Consider the following 15,289-nt stretch of genomic DNA (forward strand, 5'->3'; position numbering starts at 1 on the left):
ATAACAAATAACCATAATGACTACAGATTCAGTCTTTGAACAATTAAAACATCCCAATCCCAATCTTAGAGAACGGGCGATGGTAGAAATAGCCGAAACCCGGAATCAAGAGACAATTCCTCGGCTGATGAGTATTTTAGGGGAAGAGGATGTCACCTATCGACGCTCGGCGGTGAAAGCCTTGGGTTATATTGGCCCAGATTCCGTTCCTTCCCTAGTCAAAACTTTACTAGAAAGTGATAACACGATAATTCGTTCCAGTTGTGCAAAGGCCTTAGCCCAGGTTGCCTATAATCACCCTGATTTGCCTTTTCCTGTAGAGGGAATGGAAGGGCTAAAAATTGCCATACATGATCCAAATCCAGTAGTTCATATTGCTTCTGTAATGGCATTAGGAGAAATAGGATTACCCGCTTTAGATATTTTATTAGATGCGTTACAAACAACAGAGAACCTGGGTACGGCGGTGGCGATGATTAATGCCATTAGTGCAATTCCTGATCCCCGCGTCTCTGAAGTTTTAACTCAATTAGCCAATGATGAAGCAGCCGATACCTATATCCGCGAGTCGGCTACCAGTGCTTTATCCCGTTTAGAATTGGTATTAAAGCGTTATTAATTCAGGTATGTGGAACAGGCATCTTGCCTGTTCATTAAGTAGGGTCTCAGGTTTTAAGAAAGAAGTGTTAGAGAAATAGATTTGAACAATCAACAATATTATTGTTCGTTAAAGCCTGAAACCCGAAACCCGAAACCCGAAACCCGAAACCCGAAACCCGAAACCCATTCTTTTAATATCGGATGCGTGGGTCAACACAGGCATTGAGAACATCAATTAAAATACTGGCAAGAACAACTATTGCCGCGAAAAACACAACAATCCCTTGCACCGTTGGATAATCGCGTAAACTAATCGCTTCATATAACCGATTAGCTAAACCCGGCCAGGAAAACGTCACTTCCGTTAAAATCGCCCCTCCTAATAAAGCCGCAAAGGTTAAACCCAAAACCGTAATCACCGGAATCATGGCATTTTTCAACGCATGGGCCAGAACAATTCGCAATTCGGGAATACCTCTAGCCCTAGCTGCTTCGACATAATCCGCTTTTAAGGTTTGTTTGAGATTCACCCGCACAATTCGCTCAAAAATACCGCTTAACAATAACCCTAACGTTACACAGGGTAAAAACAAGTAATACAGAGCTACCCCCAATTGCATCCAGCTTCCGGTGAACAAACTATCCAGGGTATATAAACCACTCCAACCTTCTGGCGCAGGAACAGTCACCGGAAACCGAGTTCCCAAGGGAAACCAACCCAATTGCACCGCAAATATTAACTGAAATAACATCCCCGCCCAAAACGGGGGAACAGCATAAGTAATAATTCCAAATAAACGCCCCCCTGTATCCCAAACCGTATCAGGATGAGACGCCGCCACCGCTCCAACGGTAATTCCCAGCGCTAAAGCCACAATCATGCTAAACAGAGCCAGTTCAACCGTTGCCGGAAAATGATTTTGGATAATTTGCCAAACGGTTTCTCCGCGACTGGTGAGGGACGTTCCTAAATTCAAGTGGAGCAGGTTGCCCATATAGTCAAAATATTGTTGCCATAGAGAGCCCTTTAACCCCAATTGCGATCGCAACGCTTCTTTGGCGGCTTCCGGCGCACGGGGGCCAAGAATTGCATCGACTGGATCTCCGGGGGTAGCGCGTAACAACAAAAAAACTACGGTGGTAATTGTCCACAGCATTAACGGAGCCAGGAGTAAACGAGTAAAGACGTAATATTGTAAAGCTCTGGAACGAGACATGATAGATGGTTGACGGTTGACAGTTGACAGTTGACAGTTGACAGTTGACATTCCTAGGCAGGTGGAGAAATAATCAAGGCACCTAAGACCTGAAGCCCGTTTTCCTGTGATATAAAGCAATTGTAGGGTGCGTAAGCTGTATCGCACGCACCAAAATTTAACAATTAACAATTAACAATTAACAGTCAACCGTCAACCATCAACACTTTAATGTCCTAGTAACGATTCAAAAGTAGTGCGAAGGAATTTGAGGTCAGCGACTCTGGCGACTAATAGATTTTCTTGTCCGGCGTCTTCCAGGCGAGTTTTCCAATATTGGATGCTGTCGGCGTTGTTCATCCAGAAGTGAATCACCGTATCGACCACTTGATCAACGTTCCAACCTTGTTGAGGAGAAACCGTCTGCACCGATTCAATAAAGGTATCGAGGGTACATTTGCGATTTCCCAAGTATTCAACCCCTGGGGCGGGTTGTTCAGTTAATTCTTGTTGTTGATAAAAAAAGGAAAGAATGGGAGAAACACCGACTAAATCGAAGGTGTATGGCATAGGTTCCTCCTGTTCATTTTTAATATTTGCTGGTTATACCAAGTTTTCCGGGCTAATAACGTAAATTTACCTACAAGTTACCCAGATTTTTTTGATTTTAATGCAGACTTTAGAAAAATTCACAAGGTAGAATCAGTTATCAGTCATCAGTCATCAGTTATCAGTTAAGAGTTAAGAGTTAAAAGCTAATAGTCAAGAGTATTAATTAACAGTTGTTTCCTACACTGATAACTGATAACTGGTAACTGGCAACTGATTATAGGGTTTTCTCTACCTCAGAAATGAGAATAACTTTGATTTTTATTACAATTTCCAGCAATATTTGTATTATTTCTTAAGGTTTTAGGTCTGTAGGTCGATTGCAATTTAACAACATTTGTGACTCTTCTTTAGATAGATAAATCGGTTCTACGGAAATATGGGTTAACCACCGTTGAAACGATCTTCCTCCTGGAATCATAAATTCTTGTAAATGCGAATAAGCAGAACGGCGATAAAATCCACATAACGGTTCCCATCGAGACTGACTTTGAGGAACAACCGCTAAAACTGTATTAGCAACAACCGTTAAACGACTTTGCCAACGTTGAATCATAGACACTTCTAATATCGGTAAATCACAGGCTAATAACCAAATCCAATCAAAGGGAATTTCTAATAAACCTTGGGACAATGCAACTAACGGCCCTTGGTTCGGTTCCGTCTCTAATAGAACTTCGTAATCCTCCGTTAATAGAGTTTTATAGCGTTCTGGCCAAGGTGTAGCAATATATACTTTTTGGCTACAAGCAGCCGCGACTTGATAGACTCGCTGAAGCAAAGGTTTGCCTTCATAAAGAACAAAAGCTTTATCCTCACCCATGCGAGAACTTTGGCCCCCTGCCAGAATTAAAGCTGCAATTGAGAGATCATTGATCATCGGTTCAAGGATTTAGAAGGAATGTTGAATCTCTTGCAATTTAGCTTGAACTTTCCCCTGCGTCAGTAAAGATTCAGCCTGGGATAATCCCGATTCTAAATCAGAACAAACCCCAGAACGCCACAAATAGAAACCCCCATTCCAAATCGCTGCTTTCATGAATTCACTGGTTTGACCCGCTAAAACAGTTTGGATTTGTTCAATTAAAATCTGGGTCGAAGGTAAAGGAACTTCTTTCCCGCCCAACCCATAATCACGGGGATGTAATAATAACCGTTCAAAGGAAAAATCCTCCTCTGTCGGATCAGAATCTTGTCCTTCTGGAGTTGGGTGTTTAACCTGTTGTGTTCCTAGACTAGGTTGACGCAACCCAATAATACAAGTGCGATCGCGCGGTAAATCACAACTCCCTTCTAACCCTTTAACGGTAATAAATTCCGTCACCTCCCGCAATTGAAAAGCTTCTCGAAACATGGTTTCTGTGGGGGGATGGACATATCCAGAAACCACCGTTGCTTGTCCTAAATAGGGTTTCCACATCAATTCCATCGTTGCTAAAGGGGGCCGTTTGCCAATTTCTCGGCGATAGGTGACTAATCTTTCTGCTTCAGGGAAATGTTGAGGAAGATAAACAAACCCTAAACCTGTTGCTTCAAATACCTGTTGAGTTTGTGATAAGGATAATTTAGACCAGTCCACCCCCAACCCTTGCCAAATTTCAATCAAGGGAATTCCTTCTTTAGTTGGCATTCGCTGGCCCCCATGTANTTTTCAGTAATCATCTGTTAGTAACATCAGATTTTACAGCACCCGACTCCCCAGAAGCAACACATAAATTCTGGTTTTGTTGCTGCAATTGTATCGGGTTAGTGGAGAGATAATTGTGCAACCAGTTACAACTTTGTTGCATCTGATGATCTAAGTCTAAATTTGCTAAACTCCACAAAATCACAGTGCCATTATCCTTAGCAATAGCGAGAAGGGTTGCATCCCCTGGACTAAAACTAACACTATTGACAAAATCATCCTGTGCTAAAACAATTAAAGGTTGAATGCGATCGCATTCTGATGACTGCCAAAGCTGATCATTAATTCGCCACAGTCTAACTTTTTTATCATCACTGGCCGTTGCTAAAAGTTGCCCTTGGGGATAAAAACTTAAACTTTGTACCGTCGCATGATGTCCTAACGGACAAGATGCAACCGATTTTTTCCCCTCAACCTTCCAGAGCGTTACAATATCATTTCCAGCAACGGCTAGTTGTTGAGAATTACCTAAAAAACTTAAGGTCGTTAGGCTATTTTCCGAGGGTAATTCTAAGGTTGGTTTCCATTGGTTTCCTTGTTTTGTCCATAGAGTCACGCTGGAGGTTGTTGGTGGCTTGCCTATATTTTTGACAAAACGCGCTGACGTGGCTAAGGTGTTGCCATCGGGACTAAAACGGACATCCCAAACGGCCTCTTGATGGGGTAAGGTCGTGATCAATTTTCCTTGTTTGTCCCAAAGTTTAACGGTTTTATCTTCACTGGCGCTGGCCAAGATTTGACCATTCGGGCTAAATGTCACCGCTTTGACCGCTTGGGTATGGCCCAAAAACGAGCGCAACAACTGACCTTTTTTTGTCCAGAGTCGCACGATTTTATCCTCACTGGCGGTGGCGATTTCTTGACCATTGGGACTGAAACTCACCCAGTTAACTTTACTCGGATGTGGCAAGATCGAAGCAGGCCGTGAGGTATATTGCAGAGGTTCCTGACGCCCCCATAATTTCACGGTTTTATCATCACTGGCGCTGGCTAAGGTTTGACCATCGGGACTAAAATTCACACTCCACACCCGTCCTGTATGACCCTGTAACGTCGTATTCAAGGGATCTCGACTTCGATCCCAGAGTCGGGCGGTCGCATCGGCGCTGACGGATACCAGGGTTTGACCATCGGGACTAAATTCCACACCCCAAACATTATCTCGATGACCAATAAAGGTTTTGAGTAATACCCCGTTTAAGTTCCAAAGTTTGACGCTGCGATCGCGGCTACCACTGATTAAAAATTGACCATCGGGACTAAAATTAACAGTTAAAATATCATCGTTATGACCCTTTAAAGGGGCTTTAGTTTCTGTTCCGGTTTCCGTACTCCAGAGCTTGAGAGTGCGATCGCCACTGGCGGAAACAATCAGTTTACCATCGGGACTAAAATCGAGATCATAAATAGGTTGATTATGGGCTTTAATGGTGCGAATTAAGCTGCCATCAATCGACCAAATTTTAACTTCTCCATCTTTACTACAACTGGCAATATTTTGACCATCGGGGCTCAATTTTGCATCAAAAACTCGATCCTGATGACCTTTAAATTCACGAATTAACGTTCCGTCTAATCCCCATAATTTAACCGTTTTATCATTACTAGAGGTAACTAATTGTTTACCATCAGGACTAAAACTAATATTATTAATAACTTGCCGATGTTTCATCGGAAGATGGGGGAGGCGAGTTCCGGCTGTCGTCCATAATAACACTTGGTTTTGATCAGGGTTATCAACACTGGCTGTGGTGGTAGCGATGATTTTGCCATCAGGACTATAGCGAACACTTTTAATCGGAATCTCATGAGGAAATTGCTCCGGTGTCGTTAATAATTTACCCTCAAGACTCCAAATTTTAAGCGTGCGATCGCTGCTCGCCGTGGCAATCTTTTGACCATCGGGACTAAAATTAACCCCTAAAATTGTTCCGGTATGTCCTTCTAAACGATTTCGTTCTTGAATACCCGAAATCATTTGCATTAACCCTTGAGCAATTTCTGTTTTTGTTGCTTCTGATGCGTTTGTTTCTAAGGTGTTTTGACCAATTTGTACTGTTGTTGTTAATACCCCTAATTGATCCTGTTGATCGGCTAATAATAGGGCATTTTTAGCAGAGGTTAAGGCTTGAATTCGAGCTTTAACTTGATTTTGACCATTAGCATAGAATATCCCAGCTAATAGGGCTGTAAAGATAATCACAACTGTTCCAATAATCAATCCCCTTGATTGTTCTAAACGGCGAGTTCTTTCTTCCGCTTGGTGGCGTTTTTCCTGTTCTTCAGCTAATTTTTTACTCATTTCTTTTTCTTGAATCAGTTGGGCTTTTTCCTGTTGAAGTTTAGCGATCGCTTCTTCTTGTTCATTTCTACTTTGTCGGCGAATAAATCCAGCTAAATAATCATGCACTAATTGATAAAATTCTCCCGTTGGACTAATATCTCGATAAACCAAGCCCGATTTTTCTAAAATATAAAGAATTAAATCTAACGGATTTAATACCTGATCTTGATTTAATTTGTGTTTTAACTCTTCCGCTAATTCAGTGCGTGTTTTTAAAGGACGAGTATCATTTTCATCGGTCAACGCATATAAAACTAAACGCGCCATTGCTTCATTTTCTGGCCCACAATCTTGAATCACTTCTTCTAAAAACCGTTCGACTAATTTTTGTTTTGGCCCTTGTTGTTGATAGACTTCTAAAGTAGTAATATTCTCAGCTTGAAGTTGAGTACCAACAACTTGTAATTCAATCGGACGGACTTCTTCAGCCTCTCCCGCTAAATCCTGAACTAAGGCTTGAATTAAGGTATCTTCTAAATAGAAATGGGCGCGATCCGTTAAATTTTTGATCACGTTATAAGCTTCGGTTTTACTAAAATTTCCCAAATAAAACAAAATATCTTTACTTAAAATATCATTATTAATTGCTTCTAAATTAACTTGGCGACTTCCTTCTAGTAAATAATGTAAATAATCTTCTCGTAATGAAATAATTATTTTAACAAAAGGCAAATTTAAAGCATCTTTTAAAAATTCAAAGAACAGCTTTTGATTTTTAGGAGACTGAGCAAAAAATAGTTCTTCAAATTGATCAAAGATTAAAACCGTCAATAAATTTTGTCTAGCATTTTCTTGGAGTTGAGCAATAACTTGAATTAAAATATCCGTATAATTTTGATGTTCCGGTTCTTCCTGATTCTCCACACTCAAATCACTATCTAATGTTAACGGTACAGGAGTAACTGGGGATTCTACATCAGGGGTCAGGAGTTTTCGTTGTAACTCAATTACAAAACAATTATAGGTTTTAATAAAAATCGGCAGAGTAATACGAGCATCAATAATTTTTTGCTGTAAAGCTGGGACTAATCCGGCTCTCAAAATCGAACTTTTCCCTACCCCAGATTGACCATAAATCACCGTTAATTTATGATGATTACTCGCCATCCGTTGTAACAGATGCTTAATGGCTTCTTCCCGTCCTGAAGCGGTAATTTCATCGGTGAAATTAGCCGTGATTTGACTCGGATCTAAAGTCGAAGTTAGGACTTGTTTTCGAGGTTGTAAACGTCCGGCTCCGACAAAGGCATTATATCCATAAGCACTCGATTGATTGCGATATTCTTCTTTAATTTTAAAGGCTTCTTGATAATCTCCCAATTCAAAATAAAGACGGTTTAACATTTGCAAAATTTGCAGATATAACCGAATTAAATTCACCGTCAACAGCGTTGTTTTAATTCTTTGGGCTGCTGCTTCTAATTTCTCGATCGCCTCCCATTTTAACCCTTGCTTTTCTAACGCTTGCGCCAACAAACATAAACAGAAACTTTCTACTTCAGAAATCCCCGGATGCTCAGGAGTTTTTCGAGCTACTAAAGTCAAAATTTCTAAGGAAACACTGGCTAATTCCTTAGCATTATCCCAATCTTTATCCTGGAGAGCAACATAAGCTAAAAATCCATAATCCTGCGCCAGTGGAATCAGAAAACTATCTCCCAAATCCTGATGTAATTTTCGACCTTTTAAAGCTAGGTTTTTAAGACTTTTCAAATCGCTTAAATGGGTCAAAACTTCTCCCATTTTATTTAAAAATTTGGCGACTAAATCTTGACGTTGAGCCTCCTCAAATCGTTCTATACACTGCTGGAGAGAATCTTTGGCTTGTTTCCATTCCTTTTGACCATTTAGATGACGATGTTGTTCCGCTAAATAACACCAACACAAACCAATATGAAATAATACCAATCCTTCCCATAATAAAATCTCAGAATCATCTGTAGAATTTGGGGAAGTCCCCTGGGATTGTTGTTGCCAAAATCTTAAACTTTGTTGATACTGTTGAAGGGCGAGGGCAATTTGTTGATGAGCATAAAAATAGCGACCATAAATCCACTTTAACTTCGCTTCTAAAGTCTGATCGATAGGAATTTCTCGCTCTTTCAAATCTTGATAAGCCGCCTGAAGTTCTGTTCCCGATTCTGTTCCTAAAATAGCAGTCGTCGGTAAAAATCGTTCTGTACCTGCTTCTAAAACCGTTGTAAAAACTGCCGATGTTCTTTCCTCTAAAAAAGTGATTAATTCATCGGAACTGAGCAAGAATTCATAGGTTGTTGCCCAACTGGTAAAATCGGGGGCATTTCGATTGAGTTTTTTCCACAATTTATCATTAATCCATAACACTAAAGGAAAAGTAAAATTGCGAAAAGCCTCTCTAACTAAATTAGCGGAATGCAATACTTGATCAATCGCAACAACGGATTCTAACCCATAAACCATTAAACTCGAAGGATAATTAGGTTCGAGTTCAGCTTTAATTGAACCATATAAGGTTTGACTCGCCGGAGAAAGCTTAAATTCTCCAATATTCAGCGAACATTCTTCCTTCAGTCGGGCAACGATTTGTTCGCGTAAACTTTCATAATTACACCGCACTAGCAATAAGGAAAAACTTCCTTGCATTTTCACTAATGATCTCGCTAGGGTATGAATTTGTTGCTGATTCTGGGTGATTATATCGTTTACGGGATAAAGTGCCATCGTTATGAATCTCCTTCTCAGATCATGATCTGAAGGTTGATAGAAAAAGTGGACGGTTTAACTTAAAAATAATCAAAATTATCAATATGGGATTTTCAATCAACAATTCAGGCACATCCCCTAACCGATCCGTTTTATCCTCAAGATTTTGACTGGATTTCACCGCAGCAATTCTTCTGCTGATCCGGTGGGTCTATTGAAACCCAGTCAATCAAAAGTTTATGACCCCATCGAGGTTCACGGATGGTGAAAAGGTTCCTAACATAAACCATTATCGTAACATTCAGAGATGCGTCTACTCACGGCTGGCCCCCTCAAGATTGATTCTAAATTTGAGGTACGGGGTCGGATCTGTTCAGGAGTCGAGGGTGATCTAGTCGAAAGGTTGGCATTTGTCCCTTGTGGGGCTGCTAAACTAGGGGTAGTATTGATTACACCCAATAGCGATAATGCCATGATCCAACTGTATTTTTTTCTAGGATTTGTCAACATAATATTTACGTCCTAATTTGTTTCTAACTCAGTGATTGATGGCTTCATCCGAGGGCTTGGGGTTAAAGCTTGCTCTTACTTCCTATTGTGTTGAATTAACTGGGGATTTATTCTCTGTCCTGTGACAGTTCAATTGTAAGTTGATTCCAACTCAAGAGGAATACCCGCAGCTACCCATCCGCATATAAGACTTACGCACAGGACACCAGAAACCCGGTTTCTGACCTGGATGGGATGAAATTAAGATTTTTCTTCGACCCACTCAATTCCGGCATAAGTTCTGAAGGTTATAACACTTGAGCAACTGACACAAGGGTTAATTCTAAAATAGACTAATGGACTCCCACACGCACATTCCTAGGGTTTCATGTCTTAAAATATCTTGCAGTTTTGCTTAAAGGCTTTTGTGGAGGGGTTAAAGTAGAAATATAGCGAACTCTGATTAACTTGCCAAAAATTTAATGTTTAATTTCAATACCTTTAGTTTAGTCTTATTCAGTGGAAAAGGAGGTGTGGGAAAAACCACCCTTTCTTGTGGGTTTGCCCTACAATGGGCCAAAGAATTTCCCCATGAACAAATTTTACTGCTTTCGACTGATCCCGCCCATTCTTTGGGGGATGTTTTACAAATTAAGGTTACAGATCAAGCTGAGAACGTTGGCAATTTACCTAATTTAAAAGTTAGAGCTTTAGATGCGGAAACATTATTAACGGCATTTAAAGCTCGTTATGGTTCGGTTTTAGAATTATTAGTTGAACGGGGTAGTTTTGTAGAAGGGGAAGATTTAACTCCGGTTTGGGATTTAGACTGGCCAGGAATTGATGAATTAATGGGATTATTAGAAATTCAACGGTTATTTCATGACAAAGTTGTTGATCGGATCGTTGTGGATATGGCTCCCAGTGGTCATGCGTTGAACCTTTTAGAATTAATGGATTTTTTAGATAATTTATTAGCTTCTTTAACGTTATTTCAAGAAAAACACCACACCATTAGTCAATCGTTTACAGGTCGTTATCAACCGGATCAAGCCGATGAATTTTTAGCAGAAATGCAAGATCAACTGGCTACAGGAAGATCTCAACTCCAAGATCAAGAAAAAACCGCTTGTTTTGTAGTCGCCATTCCTGAGCCGATGAGTTGGTTAGAAACGGGACGATTTTTAGACGCTCTCAAGGGTTTAAATATCCCGGTTGGGGGATTATTAATTAATCATCTTGTTTCTGAAAGTCAAAATTTAGATCGTTATCAAGAACAACAAAAACTTCTACAACAATTTCAGGATATTGCTGAAGATCATCCCATTTATACAATTCCTGAACTCCCTACAGAACCTTTAGGAACTGATGCTCTAAAAACCTTATTTTCTAAACTAGAAATTTTAACCGTATCTGAAAAATCTGATCAACCGTTTATTCCAACTCAACCCTTAGAATTCCCCAGTTTCTTAGCAAAATTTAGTGATTTTATCGCTGAAAATCGGCGATTAATTATTGTAGGAGGTAAAGGAGGAGTAGGTAAAACCACCGTTGCTGCGGCTATTGGCTGGGAGATGGCACAACAATATCCTCAGCGAAAAATTCAGATGGTTTCTATTGATCCGGCTCATTCTTTAGGGGATGCTTTTGGGTTAAAATTAAACCATCAACCGATAGCGATTACGGAAAATTTATTCGGTCAAGAAATAGATTCAACTGAAGTTTTAAACCAGTTTCGAGAAGATTATCTCTGGGAACTCGCCGAAATGATGAGTGGGGATAAAAATGATCCCAATGCAACCTTACAATTAGCTTATGGCCCGGAAGCATGGCGGCGAATTGTCTCCCAATCTTTACCCGGAATTGATGAAATGTTATCCTTAGTTGAGGTCATGGATTTATTAGAAAGTCATGAATTAGATTTAATCATTTTAGATACGGCTCCTACGGGTCATTTATTACGATTTTTAGAAATGCCAACGGCGATGAGTGAATGGTTAGCGTGGATTTTTAAACTGTGGATTAAATATCAAGATGTTTTAGGACGAACTGAATTTATGGGACGTTTAAGAACCCTCCGTCAACGAGTTGTTAAAGCGCAGAAAAAACTTCAAGATCCGAATTATACTGAATTTATTGGAGTTGTTCAAGCACAAGTTGCAATTGTGGCAGAAGCCGAACGCTTAACCGCATCTTTAACAGAAAAAGGGATTTCTCAACGCTATATTGTTCAAAATCGTTTTGAAGCCGGACAGGAATTCGTTACTGGGAAATTCCCGAATCAAACTTTAGTCATTTTGCCCACTCTTCCCCGTTCTGTTGAACCGATTGTTAGAATTAAGGAAGCCGCTAAAATGTTGTTTTATAGCAGGGAATAGGGAATAGGAGATAGAAAAAAGTGATTGGCCACCTGATCAAGTCATATAATATTTGATCGTAGGGGTGGCGTCCCTCCCAACCCAGGCGCAAAGAGGGTTGGGAGGGACGCCACCCCTACAGGTTTTGATCACAAATCCTACACGGATTGTTATATATGTCCTAAATCCAAGGCCTAACGGCTAGAAGTAAAATTCAGAAAAATTAACATGATGAAAAACTATTTAAAAATTATTCTTACCCTGCTGATTTTGGGAAGTGGAATTACGGTTTTTAATAATCTTCCCATTCCGTTCGGAATTTCTGCAAGTGTGGCTGATCCTTCCTCGGAAAAAGAACTGGGTTTAGGGGAATTTCGCTTAGGAGATTTAGAATCAAAATTGGATATTTTAGGAACACCGCTTCAAATTTTAAAACATCCTCCAGGGAATTATAATACCTATGCTCGACTGGTTTATCCTAATTTAATAGTTGATATTGGAGACGGAAAAATTGTCGTTTTAACCACTACCGATCGCAGTTTATCAACACCGGACGGGGTGCGGGTGGGAGATTCTTTAAATCGTATATTCGAGGTTTATGGTCAACAAGAACCCCACAGTCAAGAGGACATTCAAGTTGTTAGCTATTCCTTTTCAGGCGGATCGTATCTCTATTTTAAATTAGAGGGCGATCGCATTATTGAAATGAGTTGTGGATTTCTCCCCGACTAATTTTAAATTCATTTTATTGCCAATCTGGAGAATGTAACCGTTTTAATTGTTCTAAATTTCGAGTAAAATAGCCCGGATCTAAACGACTATAATTAAACTGTTCTGCGTTAATAACACTAATCGCCCAAGCCCAAATATGGGCGGCTTGAGTTAAGGCTTGAATGTGGTTTTTTTCCATTTCCGTTAACGGGTTAATTTCTTCATACCCGATTAAAAAAGCTTCTCGAACTTTTTTACTCAGTCCCGACTGTAAGGAGACTTGTAAAAACTTAGCAATATCGAAGGATCGCCATCCATACCCACATTGATCAAAGTCAAAAAGGGTAATTTGATCATCGGAGGTAAAATGAGCATTCCCACTATGAGGATCACCCCAACAAATTCCCCAAAATGGAGGGGTTTGAGGTAGGCTTTGCAATTGAGTTTGGAGTTGAAATACAATTTCAACTAAATAGTTTAAATCCGTTGGGCGGGTTTTTAAATAGGGTGCGATCGCCACTAATGAACCTTCTAATAAATAATCTAAACTTAAGGGTTGACGGTAAACAGAAGGTTTAAAGTTCAAGGAAACTTGATGAATTTTAGCAACGGTTGCACCTAATTTTAAACTTTGGTTAACATTCAAATCTCCGATCGCAACTTGTCCGGGAGCCTTGACCAATAAAACCGCATATCGTTTTCCTTCAGGAGCATTAATTTCAATGAATAATTTTCCGTCTATTGTTCTCAAAGGATAAGCAACGGGAAGTTGATGATCGTGTAAAAAATCCAGAAGTTCAACCTCAAAATCAATTTCAGATTGACATCGCCAATGTTGATGGGAAATTCTTAAAAAGTAACGGGAAGTTAGAGTTTTTACGGAATAAACATCACTTAATCCTCGATGCCAAAATTTGCATTTTTCAACGGTATCAATGGGATAACAGCTTAAAATTTCAGTAATTAATGCTCTTACGTCCAGGGTTGAGTAACTAATCGGAAAGATATCATGATGTTTCCTAGTTCCAGACTCATCCTGTTTAAGACTAGGTTGGTTTAAAAGGATCATATTGGTTTTAGGGTGGTAGGAAATAGTCCTGAATCTAGGATAGATGAGGACTTGAATGAAACAACCCCAATGGTTGACGATTCCATTCCCCCCACCAACCCATAGTCGGGATCGACTCAGGATTTGTTTTTAAGTATGATTCAAAATCAGAAAAATGGAATATTTTTTATGTAGAGTTTATTTTTTTTACTGATTTAATAAAAGTCAATATTAGTTAAAGTTTCTTTACTAATTTCTCGGCTTTAATTGCCTGTTGTTTTACTCTGGGAAGGCTATTTCTAAGGTACTCTAAAAATCATAGTCTGTCAAGAATTTCAGTTACTTTAGATACAAAATTAAGCGTTGGGCGGTGCGTGCGCGATGCTTACACACCCTACGAATGGTTTAGGGGTAGAGATTATCACCTGTTGTAGAATCAAAAATCAAAATCTGATTAAAATCGAGTTTGACGGTTAAGCGATCGCCGGGATGAATGCGATGTTGAATGGGGACTTGAAATTGAATAGAATATTGATCGCTTTGGGGTATATTAGCGCGAACTAATGTTTCTCGGCCCAAGGGTTCAACAACGCTGACTTCCACATTCAGGGGTAATTTTTCCAACGCCCAAACATCTTGTTGTAAATCATTAATAAATTTATCGGATGTGGGAAGAAGCCCTGAAGGGCTTACTACTTGAATATGTTCAGGACGAATACCTAAATCAAATTTTTGACCCTCCTGAATTTGTAATTTTTCTCGAATTGTGCTGGGACAAGTTAAGGATTGATTTCCTATCCAAAATAAACTATTTTTGTATGTAATCGGTAAAATATTCATGGGAGGATTGCCTAAAAAAGTGGCGACCATGCGATTTTTTGGACGAGAATAAACGCTTTGCGGATCACCGATTTGTTGAATTTTTCCTTGATGCAAAATTACTATTTTATCGGCTAAAGTCATCGCCTCCACTTGATCATGGGTAACATAAATAGTTGTAATTCCTAAGCGTTGATGCAGTTGTTTGAGTTCCGCACGGGTATCATCTCGCAGTTGAGCGTCTAAGTTTGATAAGGGTTCATCTAATAGAAATACTTTCGGTTCACGGGCGATCGCTCGTCCTAACGCTACCCGTTGTTGTTGTCCTCCTGAGAGTTGTTTGGGTTTGCGATTTAATAAATGTTCAATTGAGAGAGATTGAGCTACTTTTTGAATGATTTCTTGGGTTTTTTTGGAATCAACTCCCCGCATTTTTAAGCCAAAGGCTAAATTTTCAGCCACGCTGAGATGGGGATAAAGAGCATAATTTTGAAACACCATCGCCACATCTCGTTTACGCGCTGGAATCTCATTCACTAAGGTATTATCAATATAAACATTGCCGGAAGTGGCTGTTTCTAAGCCCGCAATGGTTCTTAAAACCGTTGATTTTCCACAACCCGATGGCCCTACTAATACCCAGAATTCTCCATCGGGAACTTCAAAATTAATTTCTTCAATTGCAATCGTGGTATGATAACGTCGGGTAATATTTTCTAAGCGAACATTTGCCATTAGTAATTCATT

General features: G+C 39.8%; 10 protein-coding genes and 1 pseudogene. 3 read left to right on the forward strand and 8 right to left on the reverse strand.

Going from position 1 to position 15,289, the window contains the following annotated elements; translation table 11 throughout:
• Window positions 1-16 precede the first annotated feature (16 nt).
• Window positions 17-619: a HEAT repeat domain-containing protein gene (locus PL8927_RS15815; RefSeq protein WP_083623278.1), complete on the forward strand. Its 603-nt coding sequence runs from the start codon at window positions 17-19 to the stop codon at window positions 617-619.
• Between the two features lie 172 nt (window positions 620-791).
• On the opposite strand, the gene PL8927_RS15820 is transcribed toward PL8927_RS15815, so the two are convergent.
• From PL8927_RS15820 to PL8927_RS15845, 6 genes and pseudogenes are all read right to left on the reverse strand, one after another.
• A complete protein-coding gene (locus PL8927_RS15820; RefSeq protein WP_083623390.1) occupies window positions 792-1,817 on the reverse strand; it encodes an ABC transporter permease in 1,026 nt (341 codons plus the stop codon).
• 207 nt (window positions 1,818-2,024) lie between these two features.
• Window positions 2,025-2,366 (reverse strand): hypothetical protein, encoded by a 342-nt coding sequence (locus PL8927_RS15825; protein ID WP_083623281.1) that lies wholly within the window; start codon window positions 2,364-2,366, stop codon window positions 2,025-2,027.
• A gap of 334 nt (window positions 2,367-2,700) precedes the next feature.
• Window positions 2,701-3,285, reverse strand: a complete 585-nt coding sequence (locus PL8927_RS15830; RefSeq protein ID WP_083623284.1) for a molybdenum cofactor guanylyltransferase — start codon at window positions 3,283-3,285, stop codon at window positions 2,701-2,703.
• A 12-nt stretch (window positions 3,286-3,297) separates the two neighbouring features.
• A pseudogene (locus tag PL8927_RS15835) lies at window positions 3,298-4,050 on the reverse strand (hypothetical protein); the annotation flags it as partial.
• Between the two features lie 13 nt (window positions 4,051-4,063).
• Entirely contained in the window at window positions 4,064-9,136 is a 5,073-nt protein-coding gene (locus tag PL8927_RS15840; RefSeq protein WP_083623289.1) for an nSTAND1 domain-containing NTPase, read from the reverse strand.
• Between the two features lie 258 nt (window positions 9,137-9,394).
• A complete protein-coding gene (locus PL8927_RS15845) occupies window positions 9,395-9,628 on the reverse strand; it encodes a hypothetical protein (RefSeq protein WP_156093207.1) in 234 nt (77 codons plus the stop codon).
• 461 nt (window positions 9,629-10,089) lie between these two features.
• On the opposite strand from PL8927_RS15845, the gene PL8927_RS15850 reads away from it, so the two are divergent.
• Both PL8927_RS15850 and PL8927_RS15855 read left to right on the forward strand, forming a co-directional pair.
• Window positions 10,090-11,985 (forward strand): ArsA family ATPase, encoded by a 1,896-nt coding sequence (locus PL8927_RS15850; RefSeq protein ID WP_083623291.1) that lies wholly within the window; start codon window positions 10,090-10,092, stop codon window positions 11,983-11,985.
• A 210-nt stretch (window positions 11,986-12,195) separates the two neighbouring features.
• Window positions 12,196-12,696 (forward strand): hypothetical protein, encoded by a 501-nt coding sequence (locus tag PL8927_RS15855; protein ID WP_156093208.1) that lies wholly within the window; start codon window positions 12,196-12,198, stop codon window positions 12,694-12,696.
• 13 nt (window positions 12,697-12,709) lie between these two features.
• Here PL8927_RS15855 and PL8927_RS15860 read toward each other — a convergent pair whose 3' ends face one another.
• Window positions 12,710-13,744: a phosphotransferase gene (locus PL8927_RS15860; RefSeq protein WP_083623296.1), complete on the reverse strand. Its 1,035-nt coding sequence runs from the start codon at window positions 13,742-13,744 to the stop codon at window positions 12,710-12,712.
• A 384-nt stretch (window positions 13,745-14,128) separates the two neighbouring features.
• On the reverse strand, window positions 14,129-15,277 hold the full coding sequence (locus PL8927_RS15865) for an ABC transporter ATP-binding protein (RefSeq protein WP_083623299.1): 1,149 nt from the start codon (window positions 15,275-15,277) through the stop codon (window positions 14,129-14,131).
• Window positions 15,278-15,289 lie beyond the last annotated feature (12 nt).

Source organism: Planktothrix serta PCC 8927 (assembly GCF_900010725.2).
GTDB lineage: Bacteria > Cyanobacteriota > Cyanobacteriia > Cyanobacteriales > Microcoleaceae > Planktothrix > Planktothrix serta.

Excerpts from the sequence above, each read along its gene's own strand:
- PL8927_RS15815 (WP_083623278.1), top strand. The coding sequence starts at position 17 with ATGACTACAGATTCAGTCTTTGAACAATTAAAACATCCCAATCCCAAT.
- PL8927_RS15820 (WP_083623390.1), bottom strand. The coding sequence starts at position 1,817 with ATGTCTCGTTCCAGAGCTTTACAATATTACGTCTTTACTCGTTTACTC.
- PL8927_RS15825 (WP_083623281.1), bottom strand. The coding sequence starts at position 2,366 with ATGCCATACACCTTCGATTTAGTCGGTGTTTCTCCCATTCTTTCCTTT.
- PL8927_RS15830 (WP_083623284.1), bottom strand. The coding sequence starts at position 3,285 with ATGATCAATGATCTCTCAATTGCAGCTTTAATTCTGGCAGGGGGCCAA.
- PL8927_RS15840 (WP_083623289.1), bottom strand. The coding sequence starts at position 9,136 with ATGGCACTTTATCCCGTAAACGATATAATCACCCAGAATCAGCAACAA.
- PL8927_RS15845 (WP_156093207.1), bottom strand. The coding sequence starts at position 9,628 with ATGTTGACAAATCCTAGAAAAAAATACAGTTGGATCATGGCATTATCG.
- PL8927_RS15850 (WP_083623291.1), top strand. The coding sequence starts at position 10,090 with ATGTTTAATTTCAATACCTTTAGTTTAGTCTTATTCAGTGGAAAAGGA.
- PL8927_RS15855 (WP_156093208.1), top strand. The coding sequence starts at position 12,196 with ATGAAAAACTATTTAAAAATTATTCTTACCCTGCTGATTTTGGGAAGT.
- PL8927_RS15860 (WP_083623296.1), bottom strand. The coding sequence starts at position 13,744 with ATGATCCTTTTAAACCAACCTAGTCTTAAACAGGATGAGTCTGGAACT.
- PL8927_RS15865 (WP_083623299.1), bottom strand. The coding sequence starts at position 15,277 with ATGGCAAATGTTCGCTTAGAAAATATTACCCGACGTTATCATACCACG.